This window comes from Nonomuraea terrae (genome assembly GCF_004348995.1).
Classification (GTDB): domain Bacteria; phylum Actinomycetota; class Actinomycetes; order Streptosporangiales; family Streptosporangiaceae; genus Nonomuraea; species Nonomuraea terrae.
Genome location: NZ_SMKQ01000208.1, coordinates 1 through 16,220 on the forward strand (window position 1 = coordinate 1; position 16,220 = coordinate 16,220).

Here is a 16,220-nt window from a genome sequence, read left to right on the forward strand (position 1 = left end):
CGCCGAACGCACCGGCCCCACCGGCGGCGCCACCCGTGGCGGGCACCAGCCCTCACCCGCTGAACGCACCGGCTCGGCGCGCGGGTTTCACCAGCCACCGCCCGCCGAACGCACCGGGCCCACCGGCGGCGCCACCCGTGGCGGGCATCAGCCCTCGCCCGGCGAGCGCATCGGGTCTGGGGCCGGAGGGCCGCGCGGGGCGCATATGTCCCCGCCCGCGGAGCGCACCGGCCCCACGCCCGGCACGGCGCGGATGCCGCACCAGCCGCCGGCCGAACGTACCGGCCCCACCGCCGGGGCGGCGCGTGGGATGCACCAGCCGCCGCCCGCCGAGCGGACCGGGCCCGTGCCGGCCGTCGGGCACGGCGCGCATCCGGACCGCACCGGGCCCATGCCCGCGGTCGGGCAGGTGCCGTTGCCGCGTAAGACCGCTCAGCTGCCGCATCACCACCAGCCTGGCCGGCCGCCCCGCGGCACCACCGGTCGGGGGCCGCTGCCCGGCTTCCCGCCCCGGCGCCGGCAGGGGCTCCGCACGGGGTGCCTGACCGCGCTGCTGGTCCTGGTCGTGGTGCTGGTGGCGCTGGTGGCCATGCTCACGTGGCTGTTCCGCTCGCCGGCCGCCGGCGCGGACGGGCCCGTCCAGGACGGCAAGCTGCGCTTCGCGGTCACCAGCACGAAGTGCCCCAAGCCGGCGCGGGCGGCGGTGAAGCGCACGTGCCGGGTAGGCGTGCGCGTGAACAACGTCGGCCACGAGGCCCGCGTCCTCTACCCCGGGCAGCAGAAGCTGATCGACGAGGACGAGAAGGCGCACGGCGGCATCCAGCTGATCGACAAGGGCGGCAAGGAGATCACGCCGATCCGCATCGAGGCGGGCGGGGCGTTCACGGGCGCGCTGGTGTTCGAACTGCCGAAGAATGTCGCGCCGATCGGGCTCGAGGTGCACGACTCGGGCCTGAGCGCCGGCGCCCTCGTCAACCTGGACGAGAAGCCCTAGCGCCTGCGACCGGAATCTTCGCGTTGTTCGACGGTTGTCGGCTGAGCAGCCGAAGAGGGCAGGTCTCCGGTTCGGTCGCGCCCCGCCTCACCGCGGGTCTCTGCCGACACCTTGGTAGGGTGCCCGGGTCGCACTGCTTGGAGAGTACGGCAGCGCTCAAGGGAGAGGGGCAAGGCGACGATGCGGGCGTCAGATGTCCGGCGTGCGGTGGTTGCGGCCATGTCGACCGCCTCGTCACTTGGCCTGGCAGCCGACGACGCGATCGTTCTTCATGACTCGAACAAGCTCACCCTGCGTCTGCTGCCTTGTGACGTCCTGGCCAGGGTGGCGCCTGTGGCGCATCAGGTCGCACAGTTCGAGATCGAGCTTGCTCAGCGGCTCGCCGAGTCCGGGTGCCCTGTGGCTGCTCTCGAGCCCCGGGTGGAGCCACGCGTCTATGAGCGTGACGGCTTCGTGGTCACGCTGTGGACCTACTACGAACCCGTGACGCCTCGAGAGGTCTCGCCGGCCGACTACGCCAACGCGCTCGAGCGGCTGCATGCCGGCATGCGCGAGCTGGATGTCCCGGTGCCGCACTTCACGGATCGGGTCGAGCAGGCCCAACACCTCGTGGCGAGCCGCGATCACACTCCGGCGCTCGCCGACGCGGACCGGGAGCTGCTCGGCGACACGTTACGGAGCCTGAGACGAGCGATCGGCGAGCGCGGCGGCGCCGAGCAGCTGCTGCACGGCGAGCCGCACCCGGGCAACGTGCTCACCACGAGGAACGGGCTGCTGTTCATAGATTTCGAGACGTGTTGCCGTGGGCCTGTCGCATTCGACCTCGCCCACGCGCCCGAAGAAGTCAGCGAGCACTATCCCGGTGTCGATCAGGCCTTGCTGCGCGAGTGCCGGATCCTCGTGCTGGCGGTGATCACGACGTGGCGCTGGGATCGAGGCGACCAGCTCCCGAACGGGCGCCGGCTGGGCACGGAGTGGCTCAGCCAGATCCGAGCAGCGCTCGATCGCAACGGGCTGGACACCCCTGGCTGATCGCGGGCCTTCGAGGTCGTAGCCGGCTGCTCCGGCAGGCCGATCGCGCACGAGGCCGCCGCTCGCGGGCAGGCCGATCTGGACTTGGTCAGTGTCGACTCCACCACGGCTCGCGCCCACCACCACGCCCCGGAATGGCCTTGAACGGCGAACTCCTCACGGCGCTTCAGGAGGCCTGCGAACAGGAAAAGGGGCTGCGCCAACGGGACAAAACCCTCAGGACGGGGTGGGCTGACCATCAAGGTCCACCTGTCCGCCGACCGGCGCTGCCGCCCGCTGTCCTTCGTCCTCACTCCAGGCCAAGCCGGCGACAACCCGACAGTTCCGCGCCGTGTTGTCCCGGATCACGGTCCGCTTGCCCGTCGGACGTCCACGCACCCGACCAGGCGCGGTGGCCGCCGACAAGGCCTGCTCCTCTCGCGGTGACCGCACCTGTCCGCGGCGCCGCCGGATCAAAGCTGTCATCCCCGAAAAGGCCGATCAGGCGGCCGACCGCAAGGAACGCGGCTCGCACGGTGGCCGTCCGGTCAGCCATGACCCGGTTCTCTACAAGCAGCGCAATGCCGCAGAACGGTGCATCCGAAGTTCGTACACGGCGATCAGCTGGGTGAGCAGGCTGGTGTTCCCCTGCCGGACTGCCTGCGGGCGCATGACCCCTCCCGGGAGCGGGCCGGGCCGGCCGGTCAGGCGTTGTAGACGGCCTCGGAGCGGTCGCGGTTTTCGTGCAGGTCCCAGTACAGGGGCGCGATCTGCTCAGGCGTGGCCGTCGGGCTGCCTTCCGGGCCGCCCCCGCCGATCCAGACGTTGATCACCACGTGGGCGGCGTGCACGCCGCTGCCGGCCAGTTCCTTGTTCAGGTTGATCACCCAGTTGCGCAGAGCTGCTTGGGCCGGGTTGACGTTGCCGAACATCGGCACCGGGTCCACGGAACCGCCGCCGGTGGTGAACAGCAGGGTCCCGGCGTCCGCCTCGCGCATCGCGGGCAGCACCGTCAGGGCCGCCGTGATGGCGCCGTAGAAGGCGTACTCGATCATCGGCTGCAGATTGTCCACCGTGACCTCCGAGGGAGCGGCCAGGGTGAGGCCGGGCACCGGGGAGTGCGGGGCCGGCGAGTACTCCAGTACGTCGATGCCGCCGAAGCGGGCCTTGGCCGCGTCCAGTGCATCGGTCAGTGAGGCGCGGTCGAGGATGTCGGCGGGGAACGCGGCGGCCGTGATGCCTTCCTTGCCGAGCTTGGCGACCAGCGTTTCCAGCTTCTCCTTGGTACGGGCGATCAGGGCGACGTCGAAGCCGCGGCTGCCGAAGGTGCGGGCGATGGCCAGGCCCATGCCGGGGCCGGCGCCGACGATGGCGAGAGTGGGCACAGTGAGATCTCTTTCGTGTGGTGACCGCCGGGACATGCGGAGATCGGACGCCCGGCTGGCGTGTGGATCAGGTGTCCGGATCAGGCGTGGGCGACGTGGTCGGCGGGAACCGCGCAGCCGTCCGGGCCGCAGATCGCCGCGTCGTTGTCGGCAACGAGGACGGTTGGGTGGGTCTCGTCCCAGACCTGGCGCAGGATGCCGAGCAGGCTGTCGGTGTCCTGTGCTCCGGGAAGGGCGTATCGGCCGTCGACCACGATGTACGGCATGCCGGTGGCCCCGAGACGCTGCGCCGTCTCCATGTCGTCCTGGACCTGCTGCCCGAAGCGGCCCTCGGTGAGCACGCGCCGGGTCTTCTCGCGCTCCAGGCCGATCTCGTCGGCCAGGCCGAGGAGATCGTCGAGGTCGAAGACGGGCCGAGCCTGGCCGAAGCAGGCCCGGAAGATCGCGTTCCACGCGACGCGGTTCTTGCCCTCCGCCGAGGCGTGGGCGAGGAACTCGTGGGCGAGCCGGGTGTTGCCGACCTGATTGTCCAGCACCCGGTAGGGGCTCAGGCCCTCCTGCTCGGCCATCGCCTCGATCTGGCGGGTCGACGCCTCCAGGCGGGCGCCGGCCAGGCCGTACCTTCGCAACAGGGCCTCGCGGACGCTGATCGTGCTGCCGACGGTGAAACCGTCGCTCAGCGGGAACGAGCGATGGATCACTTCCACCTCGGCGCCGTGCTCGAAGCGCTCCACGGCGCGGTCCAGGCGGTGGCTGCCCAGGCCGCACCAGGGGCTGGCGATCTCGGACCATATCTCGACTCTCATGGCGCACCCCCAATTCCTACTTTTTGTGCGTAGCGCCATGATGGACCAGTATGGAAGGCCGTACAAAAGGCACATCGATGTGCGTGCCGGAAGGGAATGTGCGCCATGGACGTCGCAGCCCGGTCAGGTGCCGCAGCAGACCGAGGACCGTGCGCCGGCATCCCCGCCGAGCAGATGGACTTCATCCGCCAGGTACTGGACCGCGTCGGGGATAAGTGGAGCCTGCTGGTGATCGCCGCACTTGAGGCCGGCCCGCTGCGCTACACCGACCTGCAGCGCGACGTCCCCGGCATCTCACAGCGGATGCTCACCCTTACCGTGCGCCAGCTCCAGCAGGACGGCTTGGTGACCCGGACCGCCTACGCGGAGGTGCCGCCGCGTGTGGAGTACGCCCTCACCCCCCTGGGCCACAGCCTCCACCACATCGTCACGTCTTTGATCACCTGGGTCGCCGACCACTACGGCCAGATTCGCGAACACCGGGCCCACACCGCCACCAGGCCCTGATGCCCGACCCGTTTCGGGCACGCGACGGCGGCTTGAGCGAGACAGCCGCAAGAAGGTCAACACGCAGACTTGACAGGGAACGACAGGAACTCCCCGACCGTCCCCGTGATCGCGTTCGCGGTGCCCTCGCTGCGACACCGCTCCTTCGCCCCCGGCCTGCGCGCGCCGGCATCGGCTCGTCCACCAGCCAGCGCATCATCGCCATCAGTTGCGGCAGGCTCGGGCTCGACCAGTCCACGCCGTGCCCCAGGCAGTACGACAAGTACAAGGCGATCCGGCTGGCGTAGGCTTCTGGGTGTTGAATGTCCGGCCCGACCCCGCAGCGAACAGGACGAGCGGAAGATCAAACAGTTGGCCGAGGGCACCCGCTAACGGGACTCTTCGCTCGGATGCTCGTCATGCCCCGCTTCGCATGGTTGCAGGCCGAGTAGCTGGCATTGCGGCAATCTCATGCTCGGCAGTGACTCACCCCGGATCCGGCAGGTTCATCGACGCGAGCCGGGCCGGGGCAATCACGGTCGCGATGGCGATGATCCGGCCGCGCACTCGTCCGGGCGCGGTGGCCGCCGACAAGGCGTACTCCTCTCGTGGCAACCGCGCCTACCTGCGCCGGCGCGGTATCGAGGCGGTCATCCCGGAGAAGGCCGACCAGGCGGCCCACCGCAAGAGGCGCGGTTCCCATGGTGGCCGCCCGGTCAGTCACGATCTCGATCTACAAGGAGCGCAACACGGCGGAACGCTGCATCAAGATCCGAACTCCGTACAGGCCCTCTAGAAGCAACGCCGTTCAGTTAAGGGGAAAGGGCTGTTCGTCAAGACCGGTGAACAAAGCAGCGGAGCCGCTGTAGAAGAGGTCTGTCACTCCAAGACATCCTCACCACAGGAGCTCCGCTGTTGGAACAGGTTGCCATAGAACGAACGGCCAGGGTACCCGCGGGGGTGTTCGCGCCGGGGCACCTGGGCGAACTGACCCGGATCATCCCGTTCGAGATGGTCGATGAGGTGCTGGCGCAGACGCATGCGCGGCAGCGCAGGGTCCGGCTGGTCCCGGCGCGGGTCACGGTGTACCTGCTGCTGGCCGCGGCGTTGTTCACCGGCCTGGGGTATCGGCAGGTGTTCGACCGGTTATGCGCGGGATTGGCGGGCCTGGCGCCGGTACGGCCCAGCGGCAGCGCTCTTCGCCAAGCCCGCCAGCGGCTGGGAGCAGCACCGATGAAGGCGCTGTTCGACCTGATCAGCGGCCCCGCGGTGACGACCGCTGCCGCAGGGTGGTGGCGAGGCCTGCGGGTGGTCGCCGTCGATGGCACCCTGCTGCCGGTCCCGGACTGTCCGGCCAACCTTACGGTCTTCACCCGCCAGCGGCTCGGTAACGGGATCTCGGGATACCCGCAACTACGTCTGACCGCGCTGCTGGCCTGCGGCACCCGTCGGTCATCGGGGCCGTGTTCGGCCCCGCCACGATCGGTGAGCTGGACTACGCCCGCCGCCTGGCCGCGCATCTACAAACCGGGATGCTCCTGCTGGCCGACCGCAACTTCGCCGCCACCGACCTGCTCAACCAGCTGGCCGCCACCGGCGCCGACCTGCTGGTGCGCTGCAAGTCCGGCCGGAACCTGCCCGCCGTGGCCCGCTGCCGGGACGGCTCCACCCTGGCCCGGCTCGGCGCGCTGACCGTCCGCGTCATCGACGCCGAGATCACCATCCGCACCGCGGCGGGCACCCGGACCGGCCGCTACCGGCTGCTGACCACCCTCACCGACGCCACCGCCCACCCGGCGGCGGATCTCATCCGGCTCTACCACGAGCGCTGGGAGATCGAGACCGCCTACGCGGAGCTGAAGTCCACGATCCTGGACGGGAACGTCCTGCGCTCGCGCACCCCTGATGGCATCGAGCAGGAGGTCTGGGCCCTGCTGACCGCCTACCAGGTCCTGCGGACCGCGATGACCGACGCCACCGACAGCGTCCCGGGCACCGACCCGGACCGGGCCGGCTTCACCACCGCCCTGGCCGCCGCCCGTGACCAGCTCATCCTGGCCGCCGGCGTCATCACCGGCACCGACATCGATCTGGTCGGCACCATCGGCCGTCACGTGCTGGCCCACCTCCTTCCCGCCCGGCGAGTCCGTACCAAAGACCGCATCGTCAAACGCGCGATCTCCAAATACAACGCCCGCGGACCCGCCATCGACCGGACCACCTACAAAGCCACCATCAGCATCAACATGATCAGCAGCCCTTGACACCGATGCCCCGGCCTTAACTGAACGGCGTTGCCTCTAGAAGCCCTGCTCCGGGGAGACCACGCCGTCGAGGGGCTCGCCGGCGGCGAAGTTCCGTACGTTCGCGGTGACCCGTTCGGCGAGGCGGCGCCAGTAGGCGGCGTGCGGGTTCGCGCTGTGCGGGGTGATGAGGGCGTTCTCCAGCTCCCACAGCGGGTGGCCGTCGGGCAGCGGCTCGGGGTCGGTGACGTCGAGGGCCGCCCCGCCGATGCGGCCGGCGCGCAGCGCGTCCACCAGGTCGGCGGTGACGACGAGGCCGCCTCTGGCGATGTTCACCAGCCAGGCGTCCTCGCGCATGAGGGCGAACTCGCGCGCCCCGAACATGCCCCTGGTGTCCGGCGTGGCCGGCGCGGCGATGACGACGTAGTGGGCGTCGGGCAGCGCGTCGCGGTAGCGGGCGCGCGGCAGGACCCGGGCGGCGCCGGGGACCGCGCCGCTGTCGGTGACCGCGACGATCGTGCAGCCGAACGGCTCCAGCAGCCGGATCAGCCTGCGCCCGATGCCACCGCAGCCGACGATCGCGACCGTCGAGCCGGACAGCTCCACGGAGGTGTTGGCGCCCCACGTCGTGGCACGGGCGTGCCGGTGCAGGTCGCGCGCGGCGGCCAGCATCAGGGCCAGCGCGTGCTCGGCGATCTGGGGGGCGTACGCGCCGGTGGCGGCGGTGAAGACGGGGTGGCGGGTGACGACGCCGGCGTCCACCCATCGTTCGACGCCCGCGCTCGGCAGCTGCACCCAGCTGATGCCCTCGTGCAGCATGGAGCGGAGCGTCTGCGGATCGCCGCCGCCGAAGTAGACGATCGCCTCCGCCTCCTCCAGCGGCACGACTTGGCCACCCCCTCGGCGTACGGCCTCGACGAGCGCGGGAACGGGCTCAGGGCCGACGTGGACGGCGACGGTCATGGGGTCTCCTCAGGGTCTCGCGGCGGTTCGCTGCTCAGTCTGCCGGATGTCCGGACGCTGTCGACGCGCGGCCGCCGGGCCCCGAAACCCGAGGTGGTCACGACCGGCCAGGCCACCCAGCGCCATGGTGTTCGGGATCTTCTCCATGCTCGGCCACCGGTTCGCGCCCCGCTTCGCCGATCGGGGGCGACCCGCGGTTCTGGCGGCCGGACCTGCCCGACGGACGAGGCCGTCCGCGCCTTCGAGGAACAGATGTGGGCACGGGCCGGCAGGTGGGCGAAGATCACGGCGGCCGGTCTGGAACGCCTCGTGAGCCCGGACCCCACCGAAGCCCTCGCCCTCTTCGACGAAGTCCAGCCATCCTGACTGCCGAGCGCGAGAGCACCAGCGGCACGACACCCTTCCGGCGGATCCACCGCCCGATCCGGCCAACGCCGGCGCCTCCGCCCCTACCCGGCGCGCCTACCGCGGCGACCTGATCGCCTCCGCTGCCCCACCACGGCGAGAAGATCGGTGAGCTGACCGCGACGCCGATCCGCGCCGGCCTAACGGTGGACGGTCTCCCCCGCCTCGGTGAACGAGGCCAGTGCCCGGTCGAGGCCGGCCCGGTCGGGCAGCCCGTCGGTGTCGCTGACGCACTGCACGACGAGCGCCGCCACCGCCGCGGCCTCGCGCAGGCACGTCTCGTACGGCTCCTTGCGCAGCAGCCCCGACAGGAACCCGGCGGCGAAGGCGTCGCCCGCGCCCACCGGGTCGACCAGCGTCACGGGGAACGCCTCCTGCCGCGCCTCACCCAGGGTGGCGGACTTGTCGCGGTGTTTGACCACGACCAGCCCGTCCAGCCGGGCCGGGTCCACGCCGAGCAGCTCCAGCTCGTCCTGCCCCGCCAGCACGATGTCGGCCCGGCCGAGCAGCGGCGCGACGCGTTCGCGCCACTGCTCGGGTGAGCCGAGCTTGAGGCGGATGTTCGGGTCGAACGAGACGAGCGCGCCCGCCTCGCGGGCGAGGTCGAACAGGCGCAGCGTGGCCTGGTGGGCCGAGTCGGACAGCATCGGCGTGATACCGGTGACGTGGACGATCCGGGCGCCGCTCACCATTTCCGGCGCCAGTTCCTCGGGGGCCAGCCGGGAGGCGGCCGAGCCGGCGCGATAGTACTGCACGTCGATGGCACGGGAAGGGTGGCTGTCGCGCACCAGCAGACCGGTGGGCGCGCCGGGGTCGACGACGGCGTGACGGGTGTCGATGCCGTCGGCGCGCAGCATGGCGAGCACGGAGCGGCCCGCGGGGTCGGCACCGACCCGGCCGATCCAGCGCACGTCGTGGCCCAGCCGGGCCAGGCCCGCGGCCACGTTGCTCTCCGCGCCGGCGATGGAGCGGCGGAACGCGGTCGCCCGCTCCAGCGGGACTCCGGGCTCGGCCAGCATCAGCAGCATCGCCTCGCCGCACACGACGACGGTCACAGGTCTCACTCCTCGCTCGTACGCTCCCGCCGCGCCGTAACCGGGCCGCGGGCGGGCCGCCCCGTCGCGTCCGGATCAGCTCCGGCTGCGGCGGATCGTACTATTAAATGTTTTTTGTTGCGACTTATCCGGATCTACCGGTGAGGGTCGGCGGGTCACCGGTTGACCAGCGGCCCGGACCCGGTGGAGCCGCGGACGACCAGCTCGGGCTGGAAGACCAGCTCGACGTGGCGGGCGGGCGCGCCGTTGACCTCTTCGAGCAGCGTCTGCACGGCGGCCGAGGCCATCGCGCCGATCGGCTTGCGCACGGTCGTCAGCGGCGGGTCGGTGAACGCGATCAGCGGCGAGTCGTCGAACCCCACGACCGACACGTCTCCCGGCACCGACAGCCCCTTCTCCCGGCAGGCGCGGATCGCGCCCAGGGCCATGAGGTCGCTGGCGCACACAATGCCGGTGCAGCCGCGGGTCAGCAACTGCGCGGCGGCCGCCTGCCCGCCCTCGACCGAGAACAGCGAGTGGGAGATCAGGTCGTCGACGTCGGCCGCGCCGAGCAACTGGGCCATGGCCTGTTTGTACCCCTCGATCTTCCTGATCACCGGGACGAACCTGCGCGGCCCCAGCGCGATGCCGATGCGCTCGTGGCCGAGGTCGACGAGGTGCTGCACGGCCAGCCTGGTGGCCAGGCGGTCGTCCGGCGAGATGAACGGGGCGTCGATCTGCTCGTTGTAGCCGTCGACCAGCACGATCGGCAGGCCGCGGTCGGTGAGGCGGGTGTAGCGGTCCATCCGGGCGCTGGTGTCGGCGTGCAGGCCGGAGACGAACACGATGCCGCACACGCCGCGGTCGACCAGCAGTTCGGTGAACTCGTCCTCGGGGGCGCCGCCGGGCAGCTGGGTGCAGAGCACGGGCGTGTAGCCGTGCTGGGTCAGCGCCTTCTCGATGGCCTGCGCGAAGGCGGGGAAGATCGGGTTGTCCAGCTCGGGCGTCACCAGGCCGACCAGCCCGTTGCTGCGCTGGCGCAGCCGGGGCGGGCGTTCGTAGCCCATGAGGTCGAGGGCGGTCATCACGGCCTGGCGGGTGGCGGCCGAGACGCCGGGTTTGCCGTTGAGCACCCTGCTGACGGTCGCCTCACTCACCCCGGCCTGGGCGGCGATGTCGGCGAGGCGAGCGTTACCGTTCATGCCCTCACTTTACTTTCCACCAGGCAGCCGAATCGGCTGCTCCAGGGACGTCCGAGGCGAGCGGCACCTCGCCGTCCAGCCCGAAGCCGAAGGGCGCCGCGGTGAGGCCGACGGCGCGGCGTTCCGCCACAAGCCGGTCATGGCCCTCCCGCGCACGTCTCGCCCGTGAAAGGCCTTGCCGCAACTCTACGAAAGCTCTTGCATGAGGCATAAATCCCGATAAATCGGCGAAAGGGCGACCCTAAATTGAAGTCCGAAATAGCCCCGAATCACTTTCTTTATGTCAAGGGTGGACATTCACTATTAAGCCGCGATGTACTACCTCTTCAATCAGCCCTGTCCCAGCTGACACGCGCGCAAGGTGTGGGCCCATGAGCTCGGTCGTACTCGACAAAGTGACCAAGGTGTATCCGGGCGGCTTCCTCGCCGTCGACCGGCTCAGCCTGCAGGCGAAAGACGGCGAGTTCCTGGTCCTCCTCGGGCCCTCCGGATGCGGCAAGTCCACGCTGCTGCGGATGATCGCAGGCCTGGAGCAGATCACCACGGGCGATCTGTGGCTGGACGGCGAGGTGGCCAACCACCTGGCGCCGCGCGACCGCGACGTCGCCATGGTGTTCCAGAACGGCGCCCTCTACCCGCACAGGACCGTGCGGGGAAACATCTCCTTCCCGCTGGAGATCGCCAAGGCCGACCCGGCGCTGGTGCGCGAGCGCGTCACCGAGCTGTCCAAGGCGCTGCACATCGAGGAGACGCTCGGCCGCCGGCCCGGCACGCTCTCCGGCGGCCAGCGCCAGCGGGTGGCGATGGGCCGGGCGATCGTCCGCCAGCCCCGGCTGTTCCTCATGGACGAGCCGCTGTCGAACCTCGACGCCGGCATGCGCACCGAGCTTCGGATGGAGATCTCGGCCCTGGTCAGGTCGCTCGGCGTCACCACCATCTACGTCACGCACGACCAGGTGGAGGCGCTGACCCTGGCGGACCGGATCGCGATACTCAACCGCGGGGTGCTGCAGGACGTAGGCACGCCGGCGCAGATCTACAACGACCCGGCGACCGCGTTCGTCGCGGCCTTCCTCAACTCCCAGCAGCTGAACCTGCTGGCCGCCGACGTCAGGACGCCGCAGAACCAGTACGTGATGCTGGACTTCGGGCCGCACCGGCTGACGATGCCGTGGAGCGACCCCCGGGCGTACGCGCTCTCGCAGCACACCGGCGGTCAGGTGCTGGTCGGCATGCGGCCCGACGGGCTGGCGCCGGTGCCGGAATCGTACGACGGGCCGTCGTTCTACGGGCGGGTGCGGGCGCTGGAGTACCACGGGCACGACTGGCTGGCGTACGTGGAGTGCGGGATGCCGCCGGTGCCGGTGCCGGAGCCGCCGGATCCGCGCATCCGCGTGGGCGGCGAGGACGACGGCCCGGGCACGCTGCAGCGGCTCGCGCGGCGGCTGTTCGGCCGCGGGGAGGAGCACCAGGAGCAGGAGCGGGTGGGACAACACCCGAACGGCGGCATCCACCGCCGCGCGGACCTGGTGGTCCGCCTGGGTGGCCGGCCCGTCTGGCGTACGGGCGACGCCGCCAAGATCGCGGTGGACCTCTCCCGCGTCATGCTCTTCAAACCCGACGGCACCCGCATCGACCCCCCGCGCCGCTGAGGCCGGGCCTCGGCCCAGCACGACGCGCAGCCACTGAGGCCGGGCCCCACCCCAGCACGGCGAGCGGCCACCGAGAACCTCGCTGTCAGCCCAGGACGGCGCGCAGCCACGCCGCCGTCACGGCGAGCGAGCCGGGCCGGTCGAACTCGGCTCCCTCGTGGCCGGCGCCGCCCAGCAGCTCGAACCGGCTGCTCACCCCGGCCCGGCTGAGCGCGTGGTGCAGGGCCTCGCCCTCCGAGGGCGGGATCACCCGGTCGCGGTCGCCGTGCGCGATGAGGAACGGCGGCGCCTGCGGGGTGACGCGCGACAACAGGCTCAACCTCCGCGCCCGGCCGGCGACGTCGCCCGGGCCGGCCACACCGAGCAGGTCGGCCTCGAACGCGAACGGCAGCAGGCGGGCCTCCAGCGCGCTGCGCGAGGCGGACACCACCAGATCGGACTGGCCGAACCAGTGGACGGCGGCCTGCACGCCGCTGGAAAGGCCCAGGTTGCCGCCGACGTCGCCCTCCAGCTCGGCGTCGCCGGGGGTGAGGGCCAGCAGGGAGCCGAGGTAGGCCCCGGCCGACGCGCCCCACACGCCGATCCGCTCGCTCGCGAGGCCGAGGCGGTGCCCGTGGGCGCGCAGCCAGCGCACGGCTCCCTTGAGGTCGTGCAGCGGGCCGGGGAAGACGGCGCCGGGCGCCAGCCGGTAGTTCACCGACGCCACCGTCACGCCGTACGCGGCCATCGGCGCGAGCCGTTCGGCGCTGCCGTCGGCCTTGTCGCCGTGCCGCCAGCCGCCGCCGTGGGCGTACAGCACCAGCGGCGCGCCTGGCTGCGGGGCGCGGTAGAGGTCAAGCGCGAGGTCGGCGCCGCCGGCGGTGGCGTAGACGAGGTCGCGCTCGACCGTCACGGAGGTCACGGCTGCCCGGCCGCGATGGCGGGCCAGAGCACGGCGACGACGCGCTCGGGGATCTCCTTCTTCGGCTCGCCGGCGTAGAAGGCGGCGAAGTAGGCGCCGAAGCACATCATCGCGATCACGCGCGTGTCGATGCCGTCGCGGACCGCGCCACGCTCGCGCAGTTGCTTCAGCACCTCTTCCATCAACGAGACGCGCGGCTCGACGGCGTGCTCGCGCAGGATCTCCATCAGCTCGGGGGTGCGGATCGCCTCGCCGGCGAAGTTGCCCATGAGCACCATGGCGTCGGGGTTGAAGTAGGCCGGGTCGAGCCGGCGGACGGCCTCGACGAGCACCTCGCGCGGCTCCAGCTCGGACATGTCGACGGTGTACATGTCGCGCTGTTTGCGGAAGCCGTAGTCGAGGGCGTCGACGACCAGGTCGAACTTGTTCTTCCAGCGGCGGTAGAGCGTGGGCCTGGTCACCCCGGCGTCGGCGACGATGTCGCCGATGGTCATCCGCGAGTAGCCGTCGCGGACCAGCCGCTCGCGGGTGGCCAGGATGATGGCCTCGTCGATGGCCGCGTCGCGGGGCCGGCCTCCTGGATGCGCCCGCTCGCCCTGCGGCTCTCGTTCCATCGGATCCCCTCGCGGCGGTGTTCGATACGTTACAGCCTGTGACTGTAACACAAATGGCGGGGCGACGCCGGAGCTCTTCGCGACTTACGTTACATTCCATAGCTGTAACGAAAATCTCAGTCTGAGAGGTAGTCCCGGATGAATCCCGAGTCAGCCGGCCAGGCGGCGCGGCGCAGCGTGCCCGCGGGCTGGACCGAGCTCGACGTCGCGGCGATCGAGCGGGCCGTCGAGGCCGCTACCGGCAAGAGGATGGTGCACCAGTGAGCAGTACGGACCGGCTCGCCGACCTGGCCGCGGCCGGGGTTTCCATCTGGCTCGACGACCTGTCACGGGAGCGGCTGGAGTCGGGCGACCTCGCCGGTCTCATCCGAGACCTGCACGTCACCGGCGTCACGACCAACCCGACGATCTTCGCAGGCGCCATCGCGAACGGCGCGGCCTACGACGGCCGGCTGCGCGGGCCGGCCGCCGCCGGCGCCGGCGCGAGCGCCGCCGTCCGCGAGCTGACCACGGCGGACGTGCGCGACGCCGCCGACCTGTTCCGTCCCGTCCACGAGCGGACGGGCGGCGTGGACGGCCGGGTGTCGATCGAGGTGGACCCCCGGCTGGCCAGGGACACCGCGGGGACGGTGGCCGAGGCGCGGCAGCTGTGGCAGACGGTGGCCAGGCCCAACGTCTTCGTCAAGATCCCGGCGACCGAGGAGGGCCTGCCGGCCATCACCGCGGCGCTGGCCGAGGGCATCAGCGTCAACGTGACGCTGATCTTCTCACCCGAGCGGTACCGGGCCGTCGTCGACGCCTTCTTCACCGGCCTGGAGCGGGCGCGGGCCGGCGGCCACGACCTCGCCGGCATCGCGTCGGTGGCGTCGTTCTTCGTCTCCAGGATGGACACCGAGGTGGACCGGCGCCTGGACGCGATCGGCACCGAGGAGGCGCTGACACTGCGCGGTCAGGCGGCGATCGCCAACGCCCGCCTGGCGTACGCGGTGTACCAGGAGCTCTTCGCCGGGGACCGGTGGCGGGCGCTGGCCGGAGCGGGAGCCCGGCCGCAGCGCCCGCTGTGGGCGTCCACGAGCGTGAAGGACCCCGGCTACCGCGACACCCGCTACGTCGACGAGCTCGTCGCCCCCGGCGTGGTCAGCACGATGCCGGAGAAGACGCTCCGCGCCGTCGCCGACCACGGGCGCATCACCGGTGACACGATCACCGGCACGGCCCGGCACGCGCGTGAGGTCTTCGACCGGCTCACGGCAGTAGGCGTCGACCTGGACGAGGTGTTCCGGGTGCTGGAGGACGAGGGCGTCGCGGCGTTCGAGCGGTCGTGGGTGACGCTGCTGGACGCCGTGGCCGCGCGGCTGGCGAAGGCGAAGGGCTGACGTGGAGCCGCGTCCGTCGGTCCTGCACTGGTTCGACGTCATCTGCCCGTTCTGTTACGTGGCGCAGCAGCGGAACGCCATCCTCGAAGGCCGTGGCCTGGCCGTCGTGCATCTGGCGTTCCAGATCCATCCCGAGATCCCGGCCGGCGGGATCGAGGCAGGACCACGGGTGGGGCCGATGTACGCGGCGCTCGAACGCGAGGCGGCCGCGGCCGGCCTGCCGTTGAACTGGCCGGCCCGGCTGCCCGACACCAGAAGGGCACTGGCCGCCGCGGAGTGGGTACGACTGAACACGGCGCAGGCGTCGGCCGGCTTCATCCGGCGGCTGTTCGAGGCGCACTTCGTGCTCGGCGAGGACCTCGGCGACCCGGCGGTGATCGAGCGGCACGCTGCCCGGGCCGGCGTCGACGTCGCCGGTCTGCGTGCCGGGCTCGACTCCGGCGCCGGGTTCGCGGCGCTCGCCGAGGCGGAGTCGCTGGGCGCCCGGCACGGCGTACGGGCCACGCCGAGCTGGCTCATCGCGGGCGAGCTGGTCTCGGGGCTGCTCCCTCCGGAGGAGTTCGAACGCCTCGCGGACAGAGCACTCCACACATGAAGGAGATCGAGATGGAGCTGAAGGTGGTGCCCCCCGGCGGCGGCGACGTGGCGGGCATTCCGGGGTTCGGCGTGGTCTTCAAGCTGCGCAGCCACGACACCCACGGGGTGGTGTCCATCGTGGAGCATCCGTTCTCCGTGGGCTCGATCACCATGCCGCACCGCCACACCCGCGAGGACGAGCACTCGATCGTGATCGAAGGCGAGATCGGCTTCCGGTCCGACGACGCCGAGGTCGTCCTGGGGCCCGGCGGCTACATCACCAAGCCGCGCGGGCAGATGCACGCCATGTGGAACGCCGGGACGACGCCCGGCCGCATCGTCGAGGTCATCACGCCGGGCGGCTTCGAAGGCTACTTCCGCGAGCTCGCCGAGCTCTTCGCCTCCGTCGAGCCGCCGGCCGGCCTGAGCGTGCGCGAGACGCCGGAGTTCGCCGGCCTCGCCGAGCGGTACGGCCTGACCTCCGGCACGCCTGACTGGCTCGACGACGTCGTGGCCCGCTACGGCCTGACCCACCCGGTGACGGGCTGAGTCAGGGGGCGGGAGCCCAGCGG

16 protein-coding genes and 3 pseudogenes are annotated in these 16,220 nt (G+C 71.4%); 12 read left to right on the forward strand and 7 right to left on the reverse strand.

Annotated elements, in window-relative coordinates:
- The 3 genes and pseudogenes from E1286_RS38805 to E1286_RS50835 form a co-directional block, all read left to right on the forward strand.
- Positions 1-994, forward strand: a 994-nt coding sequence (locus E1286_RS38805; RefSeq protein WP_223190830.1) for a DUF4352 domain-containing protein, incomplete at its 5' end; no start/stop codon positions are given.
- Positions 995-1,213: 219 nt separating this feature from the next.
- Positions 1,214-2,026, forward strand: coding sequence for a phosphotransferase enzyme family protein (locus E1286_RS38810; protein ID WP_246075533.1), 813 nt, complete (start codon positions 1,214-1,216; stop codon positions 2,024-2,026).
- A 51-nt stretch (positions 2,027-2,077) separates the two neighbouring features.
- Positions 2,078-2,606, forward strand: a pseudogene (locus tag E1286_RS50835) (transposase); the annotation flags it as partial.
- A 103-nt stretch (positions 2,607-2,709) separates the two neighbouring features.
- Here the strand turns inward: E1286_RS50835 and E1286_RS38815 are convergent.
- Together E1286_RS38815 and E1286_RS38820 are read right to left on the reverse strand one after the other, a co-directional pair.
- Complete coding sequence (locus E1286_RS38815; protein ID WP_132620948.1) at positions 2,710-3,390, reverse strand: SDR family NAD(P)-dependent oxidoreductase; 681 nt, start codon at positions 3,388-3,390, stop codon at positions 2,710-2,712.
- A gap of 80 nt (positions 3,391-3,470) precedes the next feature.
- Positions 3,471-4,196 (reverse strand): DsbA family oxidoreductase, encoded by a 726-nt coding sequence (locus tag E1286_RS38820; RefSeq protein ID WP_132620950.1) that lies wholly within the window; start codon positions 4,194-4,196, stop codon positions 3,471-3,473.
- 105 nt (positions 4,197-4,301) lie between these two features.
- On the opposite strand from E1286_RS38820, the gene E1286_RS38825 reads away from it, so the two are divergent.
- The 4 genes and pseudogenes from E1286_RS38825 to E1286_RS49600 all read left to right on the forward strand — a co-directional run bounded on the left by E1286_RS38825 (position 4,302) and on the right by E1286_RS49600 (position 6,946).
- On the forward strand, positions 4,302-4,703 hold the full coding sequence (locus E1286_RS38825) for a winged helix-turn-helix transcriptional regulator (protein ID WP_223190831.1): 402 nt from the start codon (positions 4,302-4,304) through the stop codon (positions 4,701-4,703).
- 535 nt (positions 4,704-5,238) lie between these two features.
- Positions 5,239-5,449, forward strand: a pseudogene (locus tag E1286_RS38835) (IS5/IS1182 family transposase); the annotation flags it as partial.
- A gap of 193 nt (positions 5,450-5,642) precedes the next feature.
- Positions 5,643-5,921: pseudogene (locus E1286_RS52245) on the forward strand (transposase domain-containing protein); the annotation flags it as partial.
- Positions 5,922-6,136: 215 nt separating this feature from the next.
- Positions 6,137-6,946 (forward strand): transposase, encoded by an 810-nt coding sequence (locus E1286_RS49600; protein ID WP_342776312.1) that lies wholly within the window; start codon positions 6,137-6,139, stop codon positions 6,944-6,946.
- Between the two features lie 36 nt (positions 6,947-6,982).
- Here E1286_RS49600 and E1286_RS38845 read toward each other — a convergent pair whose 3' ends face one another.
- From E1286_RS38845 to E1286_RS38860, 3 genes are all read right to left on the reverse strand, one after another.
- A complete protein-coding gene (locus tag E1286_RS38845) occupies positions 6,983-7,888 on the reverse strand; it encodes a D-isomer specific 2-hydroxyacid dehydrogenase family protein (RefSeq protein ID WP_132620954.1) in 906 nt (301 codons plus the stop codon).
- Between the two features lie 545 nt (positions 7,889-8,433).
- Entirely contained in the window at positions 8,434-9,348 is a 915-nt protein-coding gene (locus E1286_RS38855; protein ID WP_132620956.1) for a sugar kinase, read from the reverse strand.
- 155 nt (positions 9,349-9,503) lie between these two features.
- Positions 9,504-10,529, reverse strand: a complete 1,026-nt coding sequence (locus tag E1286_RS38860; RefSeq protein WP_132620958.1) for a LacI family DNA-binding transcriptional regulator — start codon at positions 10,527-10,529, stop codon at positions 9,504-9,506.
- Positions 10,530-10,900: 371 nt separating this feature from the next.
- Here E1286_RS38860 and E1286_RS38865 point away from each other — a divergent pair, with 371 nt between their 5' ends.
- Positions 10,901-12,181: an ABC transporter ATP-binding protein gene (locus E1286_RS38865; protein ID WP_132620960.1), complete on the forward strand. Its 1,281-nt coding sequence runs from the start codon at positions 10,901-10,903 to the stop codon at positions 12,179-12,181.
- A gap of 85 nt (positions 12,182-12,266) precedes the next feature.
- On the opposite strand, the gene E1286_RS38870 is transcribed toward E1286_RS38865, so the two are convergent.
- Both E1286_RS38870 and E1286_RS38875 read right to left on the reverse strand, forming a co-directional pair.
- The gene (locus E1286_RS38870; protein WP_132620962.1) at positions 12,267-13,082 is read right to left on the reverse strand and encodes an alpha/beta hydrolase; all 816 of its coding nucleotides are present in this window, start codon (positions 13,080-13,082) and stop codon (positions 12,267-12,269) included.
- Positions 13,079-13,696 (reverse strand): TetR/AcrR family transcriptional regulator, encoded by a 618-nt coding sequence (locus tag E1286_RS38875; RefSeq protein ID WP_132620964.1) that lies wholly within the window; start codon positions 13,694-13,696, stop codon positions 13,079-13,081. Before E1286_RS38875 ends, E1286_RS38870 begins: the two co-directional genes overlap by 4 nt.
- Before the next feature lie 138 nt (positions 13,697-13,834).
- On the opposite strand from E1286_RS38875, the gene E1286_RS51545 reads away from it, so the two are divergent.
- The 4 genes from E1286_RS51545 to E1286_RS38890 are packed head-to-tail and all read left to right on the forward strand — an operon-like array spanning position 13,835 to position 16,197.
- A complete protein-coding gene (locus tag E1286_RS51545) occupies positions 13,835-13,960 on the forward strand; it encodes a hypothetical protein (protein ID WP_281282829.1) in 126 nt (41 codons plus the stop codon).
- Positions 13,957-15,072: a transaldolase gene (tal, locus tag E1286_RS38880; protein WP_132620966.1), complete on the forward strand. Its 1,116-nt coding sequence runs from the start codon at positions 13,957-13,959 to the stop codon at positions 15,070-15,072. Before E1286_RS51545 ends, tal begins: the two co-directional genes overlap by 4 nt.
- 1 nt (position 15,073) lies before the next feature.
- Positions 15,074-15,667 carry a DsbA family oxidoreductase gene (locus tag E1286_RS38885; RefSeq protein WP_132620968.1) on the forward strand — a complete coding sequence of 198 codons (594 nt, stop codon included), beginning with the start codon at positions 15,074-15,076 and terminating at the stop codon, positions 15,665-15,667.
- On the forward strand, positions 15,664-16,197 hold the full coding sequence (locus E1286_RS38890) for a cupin domain-containing protein (RefSeq protein ID WP_132620970.1): 534 nt from the start codon (positions 15,664-15,666) through the stop codon (positions 16,195-16,197). Before E1286_RS38885 ends, E1286_RS38890 begins: the two co-directional genes overlap by 4 nt.
- Positions 16,198-16,220: the final 23 nt, after the last annotated feature.

Bases quoted from the DNA above. Each gene is read 5' to 3' on its own strand.
- E1286_RS38810 (WP_246075533.1), top strand. From the start codon at position 1,214: ATGTCGACCGCCTCGTCACTTGGCCTGGCAGCCGACGACGCGATCGTT.
- E1286_RS38820 (WP_132620950.1), bottom strand. From the start codon at position 4,196: ATGAGAGTCGAGATATGGTCCGAGATCGCCAGCCCCTGGTGCGGCCTG.
- E1286_RS38825 (WP_223190831.1), top strand. From the start codon at position 4,302: ATGGACGTCGCAGCCCGGTCAGGTGCCGCAGCAGACCGAGGACCGTGC.
- E1286_RS38845 (WP_132620954.1), bottom strand. From the start codon at position 7,888: ATGACCGTCGCCGTCCACGTCGGCCCTGAGCCCGTTCCCGCGCTCGTC.
- E1286_RS38860 (WP_132620958.1), bottom strand. From the start codon at position 10,529: ATGAACGGTAACGCTCGCCTCGCCGACATCGCCGCCCAGGCCGGGGTG.
- E1286_RS38865 (WP_132620960.1), top strand. From the start codon at position 10,901: ATGAGCTCGGTCGTACTCGACAAAGTGACCAAGGTGTATCCGGGCGGC.
- E1286_RS38875 (WP_132620964.1), bottom strand. From the start codon at position 13,696: ATGGAACGAGAGCCGCAGGGCGAGCGGGCGCATCCAGGAGGCCGGCCC.
- E1286_RS51545 (WP_281282829.1), top strand. From the start codon at position 13,835: ATGAATCCCGAGTCAGCCGGCCAGGCGGCGCGGCGCAGCGTGCCCGCG.
- E1286_RS38890 (WP_132620970.1), top strand. From the start codon at position 15,664: ATGAAGGAGATCGAGATGGAGCTGAAGGTGGTGCCCCCCGGCGGCGGC.